Origin of the sequence: Aminobacter niigataensis (genome assembly GCF_946995915.1) — a bacterium.
GTDB lineage: Bacteria > Pseudomonadota > Alphaproteobacteria > Rhizobiales > Rhizobiaceae > Aminobacter > Aminobacter niigataensis.
On sequence record NZ_OX341517.1, the window covers coordinates 1,651,960 to 1,666,696 of the forward strand.

18 protein-coding genes and 1 tRNA gene are annotated in these 14,737 nt (G+C 63.7%); 6 read left to right on the forward strand and 13 right to left on the reverse strand.

Annotated elements, in window-relative coordinates; all coding sequences use genetic code 11:
- Positions 1–27: 27 nt before the first annotated feature.
- The 6 genes from O1Y97_RS08035 to O1Y97_RS08060 all read right to left on the reverse strand — a co-directional run bounded on the left by O1Y97_RS08035 (position 28) and on the right by O1Y97_RS08060 (position 4,427).
- A complete protein-coding gene (locus O1Y97_RS08035) occupies positions 28–957 on the reverse strand; it encodes an electron transfer flavoprotein subunit alpha/FixB family protein (RefSeq protein WP_318763677.1) in 930 nt (309 codons plus the stop codon).
- Positions 958–980: 23 nt separating this feature from the next.
- Positions 981–1,730: an electron transfer flavoprotein subunit beta/FixA family protein gene (locus O1Y97_RS08040; RefSeq protein ID WP_108606847.1), complete on the reverse strand. Its 750-nt coding sequence runs from the start codon at positions 1,728–1,730 to the stop codon at positions 981–983.
- 220 nt (positions 1,731–1,950) lie between these two features.
- Positions 1,951–2,739: a rhomboid family intramembrane serine protease gene (locus tag O1Y97_RS08045; protein ID WP_318763678.1), complete on the reverse strand. Its 789-nt coding sequence runs from the start codon at positions 2,737–2,739 to the stop codon at positions 1,951–1,953.
- 38 nt (positions 2,740–2,777) lie between these two features.
- Complete coding sequence (locus tag O1Y97_RS08050) at positions 2,778–3,359, reverse strand: cob(I)yrinic acid a,c-diamide adenosyltransferase (protein ID WP_108606849.1); 582 nt, start codon at positions 3,357–3,359, stop codon at positions 2,778–2,780.
- 6 nt (positions 3,360–3,365) lie between these two features.
- Positions 3,366–3,557, reverse strand: coding sequence for a twin transmembrane helix small protein (locus tag O1Y97_RS08055; RefSeq protein WP_108606850.1), 192 nt, complete (start codon positions 3,555–3,557; stop codon positions 3,366–3,368).
- Between the two features lie 27 nt (positions 3,558–3,584).
- Entirely contained in the window at positions 3,585–4,427 is an 843-nt protein-coding gene (locus tag O1Y97_RS08060; protein WP_404801257.1) for an SDR family oxidoreductase, read from the reverse strand.
- Positions 4,428–4,516: 89 nt separating this feature from the next.
- Here O1Y97_RS08060 and O1Y97_RS08065 point away from each other — a divergent pair, with 89 nt between their 5' ends.
- A complete protein-coding gene (locus O1Y97_RS08065) occupies positions 4,517–5,368 on the forward strand; it encodes a YihY/virulence factor BrkB family protein (protein WP_183262450.1) in 852 nt (283 codons plus the stop codon).
- Here the strand turns inward: O1Y97_RS08065 and O1Y97_RS08070 are convergent.
- On the reverse strand, positions 5,335–6,228 hold the full coding sequence (locus O1Y97_RS08070; protein ID WP_318763679.1) for a DMT family transporter: 894 nt from the start codon (positions 6,226–6,228) through the stop codon (positions 5,335–5,337). The genes O1Y97_RS08065 and O1Y97_RS08070 overlap by 34 nt on opposite strands.
- A gap of 196 nt (positions 6,229–6,424) precedes the next feature.
- On the opposite strand from O1Y97_RS08070, the gene O1Y97_RS08075 reads away from it, so the two are divergent.
- Positions 6,425–6,712 (forward strand): hypothetical protein, encoded by a 288-nt coding sequence (locus O1Y97_RS08075; RefSeq protein ID WP_055973121.1) that lies wholly within the window; start codon positions 6,425–6,427, stop codon positions 6,710–6,712.
- Here O1Y97_RS08075 and gluQRS read toward each other — a convergent pair.
- Positions 6,709–7,584: a tRNA glutamyl-Q(34) synthetase GluQRS gene (gene gluQRS / locus O1Y97_RS08080; RefSeq protein WP_318763680.1), complete on the reverse strand. Its 876-nt coding sequence runs from the start codon at positions 7,582–7,584 to the stop codon at positions 6,709–6,711. The genes O1Y97_RS08075 and gluQRS overlap by 4 nt on opposite strands.
- A 75-nt stretch (positions 7,585–7,659) precedes the next feature.
- On the opposite strand from gluQRS, the gene O1Y97_RS08085 reads away from it, so the two are divergent.
- The gene (locus O1Y97_RS08085; protein ID WP_318763681.1) at positions 7,660–8,313 is read left to right on the forward strand and encodes a DNA-3-methyladenine glycosylase family protein; all 654 of its coding nucleotides are present in this window, start codon (positions 7,660–7,662) and stop codon (positions 8,311–8,313) included.
- A gap of 118 nt (positions 8,314–8,431) precedes the next feature.
- Positions 8,432–8,989: an HNH endonuclease gene (locus O1Y97_RS08090; protein ID WP_108606854.1), complete on the forward strand. Its 558-nt coding sequence runs from the start codon at positions 8,432–8,434 to the stop codon at positions 8,987–8,989.
- Positions 8,990–9,071: 82 nt separating this feature from the next.
- Here the strand turns inward: O1Y97_RS08090 and O1Y97_RS08095 are convergent, their stop codons facing one another.
- Both O1Y97_RS08095 and O1Y97_RS08100 read right to left on the reverse strand, forming a co-directional pair.
- Complete coding sequence (locus O1Y97_RS08095) at positions 9,072–9,587, reverse strand: disulfide bond formation protein B (protein ID WP_108606855.1); 516 nt, start codon at positions 9,585–9,587, stop codon at positions 9,072–9,074.
- A 35-nt stretch (positions 9,588–9,622) separates the two neighbouring features.
- Entirely contained in the window at positions 9,623–10,210 is a 588-nt protein-coding gene (locus O1Y97_RS08100; protein WP_108606856.1) for a YqaA family protein, read from the reverse strand.
- Between the two features lie 183 nt (positions 10,211–10,393).
- Here O1Y97_RS08100 and O1Y97_RS08105 point away from each other — a divergent pair.
- Positions 10,394–10,478: transfer RNA gene (locus O1Y97_RS08105), tRNA-Leu, on the forward strand.
- A gap of 147 nt (positions 10,479–10,625) precedes the next feature.
- On the forward strand, positions 10,626–11,078 hold the full coding sequence (locus O1Y97_RS08110) for a DUF995 domain-containing protein (RefSeq protein WP_318763682.1): 453 nt from the start codon (positions 10,626–10,628) through the stop codon (positions 11,076–11,078).
- A 122-nt stretch (positions 11,079–11,200) separates the two neighbouring features.
- Here the strand turns inward: O1Y97_RS08110 and O1Y97_RS08115 are convergent, their stop codons facing one another.
- The 3 genes from O1Y97_RS08115 to tcuA form a co-directional block, all read right to left on the reverse strand.
- Positions 11,201–11,872, reverse strand: a complete 672-nt coding sequence (locus O1Y97_RS08115) for an outer membrane protein (RefSeq protein ID WP_318763683.1) — start codon at positions 11,870–11,872, stop codon at positions 11,201–11,203.
- Positions 11,873–12,070: 198 nt separating this feature from the next.
- Positions 12,071–13,204 (reverse strand): tricarballylate utilization 4Fe-4S protein TcuB, encoded by a 1,134-nt coding sequence (tcuB, locus tag O1Y97_RS08120; RefSeq protein WP_318763684.1) that lies wholly within the window; start codon positions 13,202–13,204, stop codon positions 12,071–12,073.
- The gene (gene tcuA / locus O1Y97_RS08125; RefSeq protein ID WP_318763685.1) at positions 13,201–14,622 is read right to left on the reverse strand and encodes an FAD-dependent tricarballylate dehydrogenase TcuA; all 1,422 of its coding nucleotides are present in this window, start codon (positions 14,620–14,622) and stop codon (positions 13,201–13,203) included. Before tcuA ends, tcuB begins: the two co-directional genes overlap by 4 nt.
- Positions 14,623–14,737 lie beyond the last annotated feature (115 nt).

Genomic DNA, 14,737 nt, shown 5'->3' on the forward strand with positions numbered 1-14,737 from the left:
CATTTTAGTACGTCACTCGTTGGGGCGTCAAAGCGCCTTTTCGAGTTCCGGCAGGATGACGAACAGATCCCCGACGATGCCGTAGTCGGCAACCTGGAAGATCGGGGCCTCCTCGTCCTTGTTGATGGCGACGATGACCTTGGAATCCTTCATGCCGGCGAGGTGCTGGATCGCACCCGAGATGCCGCAGGCGATGTAGAGGTCGGGCGCCACTACCTTGCCGGTCTGGCCGACCTGCCAGTCGTTGGGGGCGTAGCCGGCGTCGACGGCAGCACGCGAGGCGCCGACGGCGGCACCGAGCTTGTCGGCGACCGGCAGGATGACCTCCTGGAACTTCTCTGAACTGCCGAGCGCACGGCCGCCCGAGATGATGATCCTGGCCGAGGTCAGCTCCGGACGGTCGCTTTCCGACAGCTTGTTCTCGACAAACGAGGACAGGCCGGGATTGGCTGCAGCCGAAACCGTCTCGACCGAAGCCGAGCCGCCTTCGCCAGTTGCCTGGAACGAGGCGGTGCGCACGGTGATCACCTTCTTGGCGTCGGTCGCCTGCACCGTCTGGATGGCGTTGCCGGCATAGATCGGGCGCTTGAAGGTGTCGGCCGAGATCACCTCGATGATCTCCGAGACCTGGGCGACGTCGAGCAGGGCCGCGACGCGCGGGGCGACGTTCTTGCCGGTCGAGGTCGCGGCAGCGACGATGGTGTCGTAGTTGGGCGCGAGCGAGATGACCAGGGCCGCCATCGGCTCGGCCAGGCGCTCGGCCAGTTCGTCGGCTTCGGCCAGCAGAACCTTGCGCACGCCCTTGAGCTTGGCGGCAGCGTCGGCCGCGGCCTTGGCGCCCTTGCCGGCGACCAGCACGTCGATGTCGGAACCGATCTTCTGTGCTGCCGACAGCGCCTTGGCGGTCTGGTCGGAGAGCGAAGCGTTGTCGTGTTCGGCGATGAGGAGAATTGCCATGTTTTTGATCCCTTTCGCTTCGCTTACAGCACGCCGGCTTCGTTACGCAGCTTGTCGACCAGCTCGGCCACCGTCTTGACCTTGACGCCTGCCTTGCGGCCGCCCGGCTCCTCGGTCTTCAGAACCTTGAGGCGCGGCGTGACGTCGGCGCCGAAGTCGGCGGCCGACTTCTCGTCGAGCGGCTTCTTCTTGGCCTTCATGATGTTGGGCAGCGAGGCATAGCGCGGCTGGTTCAAACGCAGGTCGACCGTCACGATCGCCGGCATCTTGAGCTCGACGGTCTGCAGGCCGCCGTCGACTTCGCGCGTCACGCTGGCCTTGTCGCCGCCAAGCTCGATCTTCGAGGCGAAGGTGCCCTGTGCCCAGCCCAGAAGGGCAGCCAGCATCTGGCCGGTCTGATTGCTGTCGTCGTCGATCGCCTGCTTGCCGAGCAGCACCAGGCCCGGCTTCTCTGCGTCGACCACGCCCTTCAGCACCTTGGCGACGCCGAGCGGCTCGACCGCCTCGTCGACCTTGACCAGGATGGCGCGGTCGGCGCCCATGGCGAGTGCCGTGCGCAGCGTTTCCTGGGCCTGGGCAGGCCCGATCGAGACCACCACGATCTCCTCGACCTTGCCGGCTTCCTTGAGCCGGATCGCCTCTTCGACCGCGATCTCGTCGAACGGGTTCATCGCCATCTTGACGTTGGCAAGCTCGACACCCGAGCCGTCGCTCTTCACGCGCACCTTAACGTTCGCATCGACAACCCGCTTCACCGGGACGAGAACTTTCATGGGTTGGTACCTCTCTGAACAGCGATGTTAGGCGCGCTATAGCAGCGCTCGGGCCGACGCAATTGTCGATTGCCGACATATTGGGCGGAAAAACAGACTTGATCTCGCGCTTTTGGTGGCGGGAGGGCTGCCGCAAGCGGGCGGAACGTAGTTGTGGCTGACGTTAGCGTCAATATCTGCTTCAAGCTCAAATCGTTTGAAACAAGCTGCGTTTTTCCCGCTATTGCCGGCCCCAGCGCGGTGCCGGTTGCGCCGTCGGCGGTTCCGGCGTCGCGGGCTCGGGCATGGGGGGCGCTTCGGTCTTTTCGGGGCTTGGCACGGCCGCTTCCGCATCTGCAAACAACGGCACGTCGCGCCGGCGCAGCACCAGCACCAGGACGGCGCCGGCAACGATGCCGCCGACATGGGCCGCCCAGCTCACTTCGTCGTCGCCGCCGATGGCGATCATCAGGAACTGGAAGAGCACCCACAGGACGAGCGGAATCCAGGCCGGGATGCGCAGCGGGATACGGGCGAAGGCCAGCACCCACACCTTCACGCGAGGGTAGAGGATCAGATAGGCGACGACGATGCCGGCGATGGCGCCCGACGCGCCGATCAGCGGCGTCTGGGAGTCGGGCAGGATCAGGCCGTGCAGGAAAGCGCCGGCAACGGCGCAGAGCAGGTAGAACACCAGGAAGCGGAAGTGCCCGAGTGCATCCTCGACATTGTCGCCGAACACCCACAGGAACAGCATGTTGCCGCCGAGATGCAGGATGTCGCCATGCAGGAAGGAATAGGTGACGTAGCTCAGGTCTTCCGGGATGATGATCAGGTCCGGCGACAGTTCGGCAAGGTCATGCACCACCGAGGGGATGTAGCCCAGGCCGAGGACCGCGGCGGTTGCGAACTCCTCGCTGCCGAGCGACGTCACGAAATAGGCGATGACGTTGATGGCGATCAGGCCCAACGTCACATATTGCATCCGGATATGGCGCAGGCGGTTCGAATCGTAGAGCGGAATGAACATGCGGCTCGCTTCCGCCTCCCGGCGACTTTATCTGCTGATCAGCGGTTCTTGCCGGGAACCCATAGCACATCGGCTTTTCCGTTGTCATTGACCACGCGCGCGGCGACGAACAGCAGGTCGGAGACGCGGTTGATGTAGCGGATGCCTTCGCGGTTGACGTGCTCGGCCGGGTCCTGGGCCAGCGCCACCATCACGCGCTCGGCGCGCCGGGCGACCGTACGGGCGAGATGGAGCGCCGCAGCCGCCGGCGAGCCGCCATTCAGCACGAACGACCTGAGCGGGGCGAGGTCGGCGTTGAGCCGATCGATGTCGGCTTCGATGCGCGCGGTCTGGCTGGCGACGATGCGCAGCGGCTCGTAGCCAAGGTCCTTGCCGGTGTCGGGCGTCGACAGGTCGGCGCCGAGGTCGAACATGTCGTTCTGGATGCGACCGAGCATGGCGTCGATGTCGGCATGCTCGGTTGCCGTATGAACCCGTGCCATGCCGATGCAGGCATTGGCCTCGTCGACCGCGCCGTAGGCCTCGACACGCAGGTCCGATTTCAGGCGTCGCTCGCCGCTGCCGAGCCCTGTCGTGCCGTCGTCGCCGGTGCGGGTGTAGATCTTGTTGAGCTTGACCATTTCCGCTCAGCCGCGCGTGAAATAGAGGGTCAGCAGGATGAACACCAGCGCCACCGCCTGCAAGAGCACGCGTGCCTGCATCAGCTTGTTGGAGGTGTTGCCCGAGCCGCCGCGCAGCATGTTGATGAGGCCGCGGATCAGGACGACCACCACGGCAAACATGAGGACGACGGCAATGATATTGAATACGGTAGCCATTTGAGTTCCAGTTCGGTTGGCCGCCGGTCAGGCTTGGCGGGCCAGAATGCGATAGAGCAGCGAGGCGGGCAGGAGGCGTTTCAGCACGACGCCGATTCTCGCCGGGGTCGTGACAACATAATGCGGACGCGGGCGCGGCGACAGCAGGGCGTGTCGCAATACCGCATGAACCGCTTCCGGCCCCAGTTTCATCCGCGATTTGGAGCCGCCGCTGGACAGCCTTGCGAGCTGGGCACGATAGGCTTCATGGTGGGCCGAGCGTTCGTGATCGATGTAACGCAGGAACCAGGTCAGCCCGTTGGTGGCGATCTTCGATTTCACCGGGCCGGGCTCTATCATCGAGACATGAATGCCTGTCCCGCCGAGTTCCTGGCGCATGCACAGCATCAGGCCCTCTAGCGCGTGCTTGGAGGCGGCATAGGCACCGCGGAAGGGCACTGGCGTCAGCCCGAGGATCGAAGAGCAGTTGACGATGCGGCCATGTCCTTGGGCGCGCATGATGGGTACGATGCGGCGGGTCAGGTCGTGCCAGCCGAAGAAGTTGGCCTCGAACTGGTCGCGGAGTGCGGCCATCGGCAGGTCTTCGACCGCGCCGGGCTGGGCATGCGCACCGTTGTTGAACAGCGCGTCGAGCCTGCCGCCGGTGCGTTCGAGCACGGTTGCCACCAGCGCTTCGATCGATTGCGGTTCGGCGTAGTCGAGATAGAGTGCTTCGATGCCATCTGCCTCTAGGGCTGCGATGTCCTCCGGCTTGCGCGCCGTGGCGAACACCCGCCAGCCCTCTGCATGCAGCGCACGGGCGCAATGCGCGCCGATGCCTGACGACGCGCCGGTCACGATTATCGTGCGTAACTCCTTGATCGGGTTCACTTCGCTGCCGCCAACACTTGCCAACCGGGGCAAACCCTTCCCATATTCGCGCCCTGGAAACAATCGGACGGAGCGGTAAACTGGAGCTGATGCGCAAGATCGTCGCCACAAGGCGCGTGCTCTTTGACGCAGCCGGCCACTTCCATGACGACGACGGCTGGGCGATGGCCAGTCATCTCGCCATCTCGACGCTGATGGCGCTGTTTCCGTTCCTCATCTTCGCCACCACGCTTGCCAGCTTCCTCGGCGCCGACGCCTTTGCCGAAACCGCAGTGCATCTGGTGTTCGACACCTGGCCCGAGCAGATCGCGGCACCCATCGCCCGCGAGGTGGTCAACGTGCTCACCGTGCCGCGCACAGACCTTCTGACTTATGGCGTGCTGCTCGCCGCCTACTTCGCCTCCAACGGCGTCGAGGCGCTGCGCACCTCGCTTAACCGCGCCTACCGCGTCGCCGAAACCCGCACCTTCTGGTTCCGCCGCACCCAGAGCCTGATTTTCGTGCTCATCGCCACGATCGGCTTCGTTGCCATCTCGGTGCTGCTGGTGTTCGCGCCGATCATCGCGCGCATCCTCGAGGCCAAGTTCGAATGGATCCAGCCCTACATGGGCACCATCACCGTCTGGCGCTTCATCATCGCCTCGGCGGTCATCGTGTTCGGGCTGTTTGCCGTGCATATCTGGCTTCCGGCCGGCCGCCGGCGCTTTATGAGCATTCTACCCGGCATCGTCTTCACGCTGCTCGCCTGGCTCGTCGGATCGACGATCTTCGCCGCCTATCTCGACACCTTTTCGTCCTATGTCACCACCTATGCCGGCCTCGCCTCGATCATGATCGCGGTCGTGTTCCTCTACATCGTCTCGGCGATCTTCATCCTCGGCGGCGAGCTCAATGCCGCGATCAGCCGCTATCTCGAGGCCCGCGCCCGCGTGCCCGGCTGAGCCGTGGCAAGGCCGACGCCCAGCGTGGCGATCGCCATGCCGACAAGCTGGATTGCCGACAGTTGCTCGCCGAACAGGGCCCAGGCGATGACGGCCGTCACCGCCGGCACGAGGTAAAACAGCGAGGCGACCTTCGACATGGCGCCGTCGCGGATCATCACCATCAGCAGGAAGATCGCGCCGATCGACAGCACGAACACCAGCCAGGTCATGGCGAAGATCAGCTCGCCGTTGATGGTCATCTGCCACGTCTCGAACACCAGCGAGGCGATGGTCATCAGGATCGCCGCGCCGACATACTGCCAGAAGGTGCCGGTCACGAGATCGCCGGTCGCGCCGACGCGCTTTTGCCAGATGGTACCGGCGCTGATGCCGGCCATGGCGATGACCGATGCGGTCAGCGTCTGCCAGGTCACGCCGCCGCCGAGCGTGCCGAGCTTCGGCGACAGCACGATCACCACGCCGACGAAGCCTATGGCGAGCCCGACCCAATGGCGCGGGCGGATCTCTTCGCCCAGCAGCTTGCCGGCCAGCACCGCGGTCACCAGCGGCTGCAGCCCGGCGATGAGCGCCGACAGCCCGGCCGGCAGGCCCTGGTGGATCGCCCAGAACACGCCGCCGAGATAGACGCCGTGCAGCAGCATGCCGATCAGCACGGCATGGAGTGCGGCGCGTCGTGAAAGCCGCCCGGAGCCCAATACGAGCATCACGCCGCCGAGGAGGAGGAAGGCGAGCACGAAACGGATGGCGAGGAAGGTGAACGGCTCCGCCCACGGCATGGCATAGCGCGCGCCGATGAAGCCGGTCGCCCACAACAGCACGAAGGTGGCCGGGATCAGCCGCTTTGGAGAGGATGTCATGGGTGCACCGCGCGTCGCCGGACGCCGCGCCCGGTAGGAGTTCATGCGATCGCTCTAATGCCGAATATTCGCGCAAGCAAAATGAAACGATTGATCCATAGATTCACCGAACCTGATCTGACGATCCGATCTGGGTGAGCGCACCCGGGAGGCGGCCCGGTAGAAACTACACAGTCGGCCTCTGAAAGGACCGAGGATGTTGTGGAATCTCGACCCGGGCTGGTTGATGATGGCAATCGCCTTCGTCGCCGTCATGGCGTTCTTCTTTGGCGCTGCACTCGACGCCATCATGAAGGACGACGGCTTCGGCCCGACCGGCAACATGTTGCTATTCACGGTCGGCTTCTTTGGCGCCGTCCTGGTCGCCAACAGCTATGGCATTACACTGCGCGACCTGAACCTCGCCGTCGCCTGGGGGCTTGGCGGCGCGTTCGTCTTCATCAGCGTGCTGGCGCTGGTCAAGGCGGGATTTGCCAGGTTCTAGGTCTGTAGCATCCGCATCACCGATTGCGGTGACTCACCGGCCTCGCGCAATGCCGCGAGGCCGGTGTCGCGTTGGCTTTTCGACAGCTTGCGGCCATCCGGCCCGAGCACCAGCCTGTGGTGGAAATAGGTCGGCGGCGGCAGCCTGAGCATCTCCTGCAGCAGCCTCTGCACCGAGGTTGCGAAATAGAGGTCGCGACCGCGCACGACGTGGCTCACTCCCTGCAGCGCGTCGTCGACAACCACCGACAGGTGATAGCTGGTCGGAATCTCGCGGCGGGCGATGACGACGTCGCCCCATTGCAGCGGGTCCGCTGCCACGTCGGTGGTCGTGCCCATCGTTTCGTCGGTCCATTCAAGCCAGTTCAGCCGGCCATCGAGCCGCGCTAGCGCTTCTGCCGTGTCGAGCCGCCAGGTAAAGGGTGCACCTGCATCTATGCGTCGCTTGCGCTCGCGCGTCGAAATGGTCCTGTCGGTGCCGGGATAGTGCGGCGCGCCGTCGGGATCGCGCGGCCAGGTCTTCCCCGTGGCCTCGAACGTCATGATCGCGGCGCGGATATCGCCCCGGCTCATGAATGCCGGATAGACCAGCCCCTCGCGCCTGAGGCGGTCGAGCGCGGCTTCATACGCGCCGAAATGCTCGGACTGCCTGCGAACCGGGTCCTCCCAGGTCAGCTCGAGCCAGGACAGGTCGCGGAAAATGCCGGCCTCGAATTCCGGCGTGCAGCGGGAGACGTCGATGTCTTCGATGCGCAGCAGCAGCCGGCCGCCGACGGCCTTTGCCATGCGCTGGTTGGTCAGAGCCGAAAGCGCATGGCCGAGATGCAACTCACCATTCGGACTGGGGGCGAAGCGGAAGACAGGAGCAGTCATGAGCGTTGCGGTTTCGCATTGAAGGTTTGCGTTGCCGATTGCTACGTTGCCCGACGCAACCTAACAAGTGACGCCATGCGCCGGATCTCCAATCTCGACGACGTACATCGCGGTCTCGACGCACTCTGTGCGCTCGACCCGCGGCTGGAGGCCGTGCGTGGCATTGCCGGCGAGGTGCCGCTCAGGTTGACCGAGCCCGGTTTCGCCAGCCTCGCCTCGATCATTGTTTCGCAGCAGGTCTCGACGGCAAGCGCCAAGGCGATCTTCGGTCGGCTGACCACACTTGTCGACCCGCTCACACCCGCGGCGCTGCTCGCTGCCGGCGAGGACATGTTCCGCGAAGCCGGCCTGTCCAGGCCCAAGCAGCGCACGCTGCTGGCCGTCGCCCAGGCTGCCGCCGACGGCCTCGACCTTGATGGTCTCTGTCGCCTCGAAGCGCAGGAAGCCATGGCAAGGATGGTCGCCATATCAGGCATCGGGCCGTGGACGGCGGAGGTCTATTTGCTGTTCGCCGCCGGCCACCCCGACATCTTTCCGGCCCGCGACGTCGCCCTGCAGTCGGCCGTCGGCCATGCGCTCGGCATCGATCCGCGCCCCGGCGAGAAGGCGCTGATTCGGCTTGCCGAATCATGGGCGCCGTGGCGGGGGGTCGCGTCGCGGCTGTTCTGGGCGTATTATCGCGAGACCCGGGGCCGCGATGGCGCGCCGCCGGCCGGAAATCCCGCCTGAATGCGCAAAATCGCGTATTTTTGACGGGCTTTGTGACCGACAAGGCGCTTCACATTCCTGTCACCTCGGGCTTACAGTATCCGCACCGTTAGGTTCGGGAGCCAAGGAGGTACACGAAGTGACGGTTGCCGTGTCTCCGGATGGGCTCCCAGCACTAGTGCTGAATGCGGATTATCGTCCGCTCAGCTACTACCCCTTGTCGCTCTGGTCCTGGCAGGACGCGATCAAGGCGGTGTTCCTCGAGCGCGTCAACATCGTCGCCGAATACGAGCACGCCGTTTCCTCGCCGACCTTCTCGATGAAGCTGCCCAGCGTCGTCAGCCTCAAGACCTATGTGAAGCCGTCGCGCTATCCGGCCTTCACCCGCTTCAACGTTTTCCTGCGCGACCGCTTCCAGTGCCAGTATTGCGGCACGCCGGAGGATCTGACCTTCGACCATGTCATCCCGCGCCACAGCGGCGGGGCGACGACCTGGGAAAACGTCGTCGCCGCCTGCTCGCCCTGCAACCTGCGCAAGGGCGGACTGATGCCGGCCAAGGCCAAGATGTGGCCGCTGCAGAAACCGTTCCAGCCGACGGTGCACGACCTGCACAACAACGGCCGGCTGTTCCCGCCCAACCATCTGCACGAAAGTTGGATGGATTATCTCTACTGGGATGTCGAACTGGAGCCTTGATGAAGGCTGATCTGATCTCCCCCCTTGCGGGGGAGATGTCCGGCGGGACGGGGCGCGACGGATCGCGAACTCCACAACGCCGTCACCCCTTCCTGAACGCACCGCGCAGCGCCACGACCGCCAGGAATGCGCTGGCGAGCACGTTCCAGCCGGCGAAGGACAGGCCGAGCACGCGAAGTGCCGCATCCTCGCAGCGCGGCGGCACGACCTCGTTGAGCACGTCGAGCAGGCCCTTGCCGCCGGTGTCGATGGTGCCGCTCACCGCCGCGCAGTCGGTCGGGCCGGCCCACCAGCGCCATTCGACGCCGGCGTGGAAGGCGCCGAGATAAAGCCCGTACAGCATCAGCAGCCCGCCAAGGGCCAGCAGCGCCCGGGTCATCCAGGCCGGCCAGTGCATGGCCGACGAAAGGGCGGCCAGCGCCATCAGCGGCACGCCGACATAATAGGGCGTGCGCTGCTCGAGGCAGAGCTTGCAGGGCATGTAGCCGCCGATGTGCTGGAAGCCGAGGGCGGTGCCGACGACGACGGCCATGGCAACGGCGAGGAAAAGCGCCGTCAGCGTCTGGCTGCGGCCGGTCGGGGAGGCGAGGGTGGTCATGTCTGTTGCCCAGCTGTTGTTACGGCAGGTGCCGTTCAGTGGAGGTATTTGACGAGAAGATAGAGCAAAATGAGGGCAGCGGCTGCGATGCCGGCCAGCAGGCCGAGGCGCTTTTCGATGAAGTGCTTGATCGGCTCGCCATAAGTCCTGAGCAGCCAGGCCAGGAACAGGAAGCGGGCGCCGCGGGCGATGATCGCCGAGACGATGAACCAGCCGAGCGGGAAGCCGACGACGCCGGCAAGGATCGTCACCACCTTGATCGGCGGCAGGTGCGAAAGGCCGGAGGTGACCAGCATCAAGAGGATGATGCCGGTGCCGGACGCGAGCTTGAGCGCTTCGAATTCGTCATACTTGCCGTAGAATTCGAGCACCGGCTTTGCCACCGCCTCGAAGGCGTAATGGCCGAGGAACCAGCCGGCGATTCCGCCGAGCACGGAGGCCACCGTCGCCACGATCGCGTAGCGGTAGGCGCGGTCGGGCCGCGACAGCGCCATCGGCAGGTACAGCACGTCGGCCGGCACCAGGAAGATCGAGCTTTCGATGAAGGCGATGAAAGCCAGCCACCATTCGGCGGATTTCCTTGCCGCGAGCGACAAGGTCCAGTCGTAGAGTCGGCGAAGCATCTGGCCCCCTAGGATAACGCGCTGCCTGTTTAGGAAGAAATGCTGTGGCGCACAATGCGTGAGGAGTTCACGAATGCGAAACGAGCTTTACTTGCACAATCTGTCGCACAATCGCATGCCGGGGCAGTTGACGGACGGGTGGCTGACCGTATAGTCCGCGACCGATCTGTCCGTTTAGGGCAGGCCCCTATGGCGGAATTGGTAGACGCGCTCGACTCAAAATCGAGTTCCGCAAGGAGTGCTGGTTCGATCCCGGCTAGGGGCACCACTAACTATGGTGGAAAGCCAATAAATCAGCATCGTACCTGAAGGGACCCGCTACGCGGCCCGCAGGCAGGCTCTCATAGTATATCCCCTTCTTTCGTGATACATTAGTCATTGCTAATACTGATCGCGAGATTGGGAGGGTTGTGTGATGAAATTCCGGCTTAGTGTGACTGCGCTTTTCTTTACATGCGTACCACTGTCAACGACGCTATCTGCGACATTGCCGGAAGGTGCGACTGAGCTATCGTCTCAAGAAGTCCGCAGCATGTACGAGGGTAAGTCGTCTGACTGGAAAAGTGTCCGCATCTTCTTCGCTTCCGATGGCTCTGCGAAAATGGTGCGTAAAGACAAAAAGGCCTACGGCGAAGGCAACTGGAAAGTGTCTGGCAACAAGATGTGCCTGACCATTGAAACCGTTCAAGTGGCATCCGGAAAAAAGCAGAAGGTCGATGACTGCTACACGTGGCACAAATCGGGCGAAAAGTACTTTATGCGCTGGTCCGGCGATGAAGCGAAAGCGGACGCATATCGAGACAATGAGCCATCGCGACTTTCCAAGGGCGACAGGGTCTCGAAAGAATTCGCTGCATTGAAGAAATGACCTTGAGTGTCAGGGGGGCTCGGCCCCTCTGACAGATGACCAATGCGTTGACACTCCGTCTTGCGGGTATGGGGCCGCCACCAAAGATGGAAGTGCATATGCCGATCATGACGGGGCCGGCGTCAGAACTTGTAGGCGACTCCTAAGCGGAAGTCGTGCGACGACAGCGTGATGTTTGCATCATCGATACTGAAGAAGTCCGGCTGCGCGAAGCTTTTGGAGCCATAATCAGAATAGCGATACTCGGCGCGCAGAACGAGATTGTCGGTGGCCGCATATTCGGCGCCCAGGCCGACATTCCAGCCGACCATGGACTTGCTTTCTTGATAGTATACGAAGCCGGTACTATCCCTGACGAAATCGAAGTCGTATTTTGCCGCGGAAAGCCCGCCGGCGACATATGGCAAGAACCGACCCACTGCATAGCCGAGACGCGCACGAAGCGCGGCTGAGTACTTGATCTCGGCGCTTGCTGTCGGAACCGGGATTCCGCCTACCCACCAGTAGTCATTGGTTCCCTTGATGCCCGTGAAGTTCAGGTCACCGTCAACGCCCAGAACGACATTGTTTGACATCTGAAAATTGTAGCCCGCGTAGACGCCACCAAAGAAGCCGTCAGGATCGTAGTTGACGTATTCGGTGGGGAAGTCCGTGTTTGTGTAGAGGGATTGACCCACGGCATACCCGGCCTGCACACCGACATACGCTCCCGACCAGTCGTAAGCCTGATCCTGCGCGGCAGCGGTTCCGGCACCAAGCGCCAGCGCGCTCGTGGCAAGCAATAGCTGTCTCATAGGTCCCCCAAGTACAATTGTCCGTGGGGGTCGATAACACGCTTCCTGCAATCTGAAAAGTAACCGCCCTTGCCACAACAGCGCCGGCTATGGGTATCAACCTTTATTAGAGATGCCGGATACAAATGCTTTTCATCGCACCGCATTTTGATCCATCCAGGCTCGATATTCTGAGAGTGCTCTTCACCAGATTCTCGGTCAGGCGCCGCCGATCTGCCGCTTTTCCCTGGCGTAGCGAACCAGGGCCAGGAACCGGTAGATGCCGTGGACGAACTTGCCGTAGGGCATGGTGACGAAGAGGCTGAAGACGACGCCAAGGTGGAGGGCGAGCAGCAGGCCCATGGCAGGCGTGGCCCGCAGGACGAGCAGCAGCAGCCCCGTCAGGCTGGTCAGGAACAGCATGGCGAGGAAGGCAACGTCCATGCCGGTGCGCGAGCCGTCCTTGAGGACGGGGTCGCGCCGCCATTTCGCGTGAAGAAGGCCGGCAGGCCCGACGAGGAGGCCGATGCCGCCGATCGTGCCGAGCACGACAGGGAGATCGTAGACCGGGTAGGGCGCTTCCATGCCGAGCACGTAGTGGTAGAGCGTCGCCGTGGACGTGGCGGCGAAGCAGAGTATGAAACCGTAGAACGTCATATGATGATAAAGACGCCGGCGGTCGGTCGGGGCCTCGTCCTCGTTCATGCAGCCGACACCGCCGCCGTCGAGATGGCGCAGGCTGCACGCATCCTTGATCGCCTGCCACAGCGAGGCAGGTTCACCGAGCGTTGCCAAGGGTTCGCCGATGTCCTTCCAGAAATTGCGCACGCCCATGGCGAGAGCGACGATGGCGTAGGCAAAGGCAACGCCGAACAGCAGGGCCATGACATCGTGCGGCATCAGCTTGTAGAAGGCGCCCGGGCCGGTATGCACGCCGAAGACCACGGCCGGGTCGTGCCAGGCGGCAAAGCCGGCGACGAAGACAGCGACGCTCGCTGCGGCGATAAGGCTGATTGTCAGCCCGTTGCGATGGAAAAGGCCCGAAAAGGCGCGCGGCCAGGCATAGGCGCGGTAGGAGTCGTTGCGCACGATCGCCAGCGTCTTAGGCACGTTCACGTCGAACTCATGCGGCGGCGAGAACTGGCAGTCGTGGAAACAGGCGCTGCAACTGTGGCAGAGATTGGCAAGGTAGTTGAGATCGCCGTCCGAGAAGGCGCGCCGCATCTCCATTGCCGGAAAGACGGCGCAGAGCCCTTCGCAATAGCGGCAGGAGTTGCAGACCGTCATCAGGCGATCCGCCTCGGCGAGGCTTGCCGTCGCATGCGCCGGCTCAAACGGAGCGTGGATGTTCATGCGGCCTCCGACGACGGGCAGGTGGACGAAACGAGTGCAGCGGCTTCGCGGCCGGCGATGCGTCCGAAGACGCTGCCGATGGTCATGCCGATCCCTGCGGCATAGCCCTGGCCGAGCACGTTGCCTGCCATGATCTCGCCGGCGGCGAACATGTTGTCGGCAGGCCGTCCGTCTTCCATCACCATGCGCGCCCGGCGGTCCACCTTGACGCCGAGATAGGTGAAGGTGATGCCCGGCCGGACCGGATAGGCATAGAAGGGCGCCTGCTCGATGCGCCGCGCCCAATGGCTCTTGGGGGGCTCGATGCCTTCGGTGCGGCAGTCGTCGAGGCTCGTGTGGTCGAAGTGGCCGGGCCGAACCGCGTCGTTGAAGGCGGCGACCGTGCGTTCGAGCGCCGTGGCCTCGATCCCGAGCTTGCCGGCAAGCTCGCCCAGCGTCGACGCCTGCACCGGCGGAAAGAGGGACGGCATGAAGAGCTCGAGCGACGAGGCGTCGAAGACGATATAGGCGATCTGGTCGGGCTGGGCGGCGACAAGACGGCCCCAGATGGCGTAGCGCTTCGGCCAGACGTCCTCGCCCTCGTCGTAGAACCGCTCGGCATGCTTGTTGACGACGATGCCGAAGACCACGCAGTCGAGACGCGTGATGATGCCGCCGTCGAACTTCGGCGCGCGCGCGTCGATCGCAACGGCATGGCATTGAGTCGGGTCGCCGATGTGCCTGACGCCGCTGTCGATCAGCATCTTCAGCACCGTGCCGCGATTGTAGGGCGTGCCGCGGATCAGGAAGTTATCGGCGATCTCGCCCCAGCCTTCCTTCAGCCATTCGATGTTCGCCTCGAAGCCGCCGCTGGCCGCGACGAAGGTCCTTGCCCGGACGGCGGTTTCCCTGCCGGCGTGCCGGACCCGAGCCGAGCGGAATTGCGGGCCTTCAATGTCGAGGCCCACGACCTCCGTGTCATAGACGACCTCGACGCCGAGGCTCTCGGCGGTCCGGTAGAGGGCGTTGAGCATGGCCCGCCCGCCGCCGAGGAAGAAGGAGTTTGTCCGCCCAAGGCTGAGCGTGCCGCCGAGAGAGGGTTGGAAACGCACGCCTTGTTCGGCGATCCAGGTCAGCATCCGCTTGCTTTCGGAGATCATCATTTTCGCCAGATCCTCGTCCGTCTTGCCGCCGGTCACGCGCAGCAGGTCGTCGAAGAACTCGTCCTCGAAATACGGGCCGGAGAGCGTTTCCGTCGCCGCGTCGTGGGCGCAGCGCATGTTGCGGGTGTGGCGGGTATTGCCGCCCCGGTAAAAGCGCGGGGCCGCTTCCACGACCAGAACGCTTGCGCCCGCGCGCCTGGCGCTGATTGCCGCGCACAGGGCGGCATTGCCGCCGCCGGCGACGAGCACGTCGTATTCTGTCGATGCGCCAATCATCCCTGGAACCGATCCGCCTCTGCCGTTGATTTGACCTCCAGCGTCTTATTGCACACATTTGTATACAGTCAAGTTGTCCGGGGCTGGGTGACTGCCTTTCGATCGATGAAAATGA

Bases quoted from the DNA above. Each gene is read 5' to 3' on its own strand.
- O1Y97_RS08035 (WP_318763677.1), bottom strand. From the start codon at position 957: ATGGCAATTCTCCTCATCGCCGAACACGACAACGCTTCGCTCTCCGAC.
- O1Y97_RS08040 (WP_108606847.1), bottom strand. From the start codon at position 1,730: ATGAAAGTTCTCGTCCCGGTGAAGCGGGTTGTCGATGCGAACGTTAAG.
- O1Y97_RS08045 (WP_318763678.1), bottom strand. From the start codon at position 2,739: ATGTTCATTCCGCTCTACGATTCGAACCGCCTGCGCCATATCCGGATG.
- O1Y97_RS08050 (WP_108606849.1), bottom strand. From the start codon at position 3,359: ATGGTCAAGCTCAACAAGATCTACACCCGCACCGGCGACGACGGCACG.
- O1Y97_RS08055 (WP_108606850.1), bottom strand. From the start codon at position 3,557: ATGGCTACCGTATTCAATATCATTGCCGTCGTCCTCATGTTTGCCGTG.
- O1Y97_RS08065 (WP_183262450.1), top strand. From the start codon at position 4,517: ATGCGCAAGATCGTCGCCACAAGGCGCGTGCTCTTTGACGCAGCCGGC.
- O1Y97_RS08070 (WP_318763679.1), bottom strand. From the start codon at position 6,228: ATGACATCCTCTCCAAAGCGGCTGATCCCGGCCACCTTCGTGCTGTTG.
- O1Y97_RS08075 (WP_055973121.1), top strand. From the start codon at position 6,425: ATGTTGTGGAATCTCGACCCGGGCTGGTTGATGATGGCAATCGCCTTC.
- gluQRS (WP_318763680.1), bottom strand. From the start codon at position 7,584: ATGACTGCTCCTGTCTTCCGCTTCGCCCCCAGTCCGAATGGTGAGTTG.
- O1Y97_RS08085 (WP_318763681.1), top strand. From the start codon at position 7,660: ATGCGCCGGATCTCCAATCTCGACGACGTACATCGCGGTCTCGACGCA.
- O1Y97_RS08095 (WP_108606855.1), bottom strand. From the start codon at position 9,587: ATGACCACCCTCGCCTCCCCGACCGGCCGCAGCCAGACGCTGACGGCG.
- O1Y97_RS08100 (WP_108606856.1), bottom strand. From the start codon at position 10,210: ATGCTTCGCCGACTCTACGACTGGACCTTGTCGCTCGCGGCAAGGAAA.
- O1Y97_RS08110 (WP_318763682.1), top strand. From the start codon at position 10,626: ATGAAATTCCGGCTTAGTGTGACTGCGCTTTTCTTTACATGCGTACCA.
- O1Y97_RS08115 (WP_318763683.1), bottom strand. From the start codon at position 11,872: ATGAGACAGCTATTGCTTGCCACGAGCGCGCTGGCGCTTGGTGCCGGA.
- tcuB (WP_318763684.1), bottom strand. From the start codon at position 13,204: ATGAACATCCACGCTCCGTTTGAGCCGGCGCATGCGACGGCAAGCCTC.
- tcuA (WP_318763685.1), bottom strand. From the start codon at position 14,622: ATGATTGGCGCATCGACAGAATACGACGTGCTCGTCGCCGGCGGCGGC.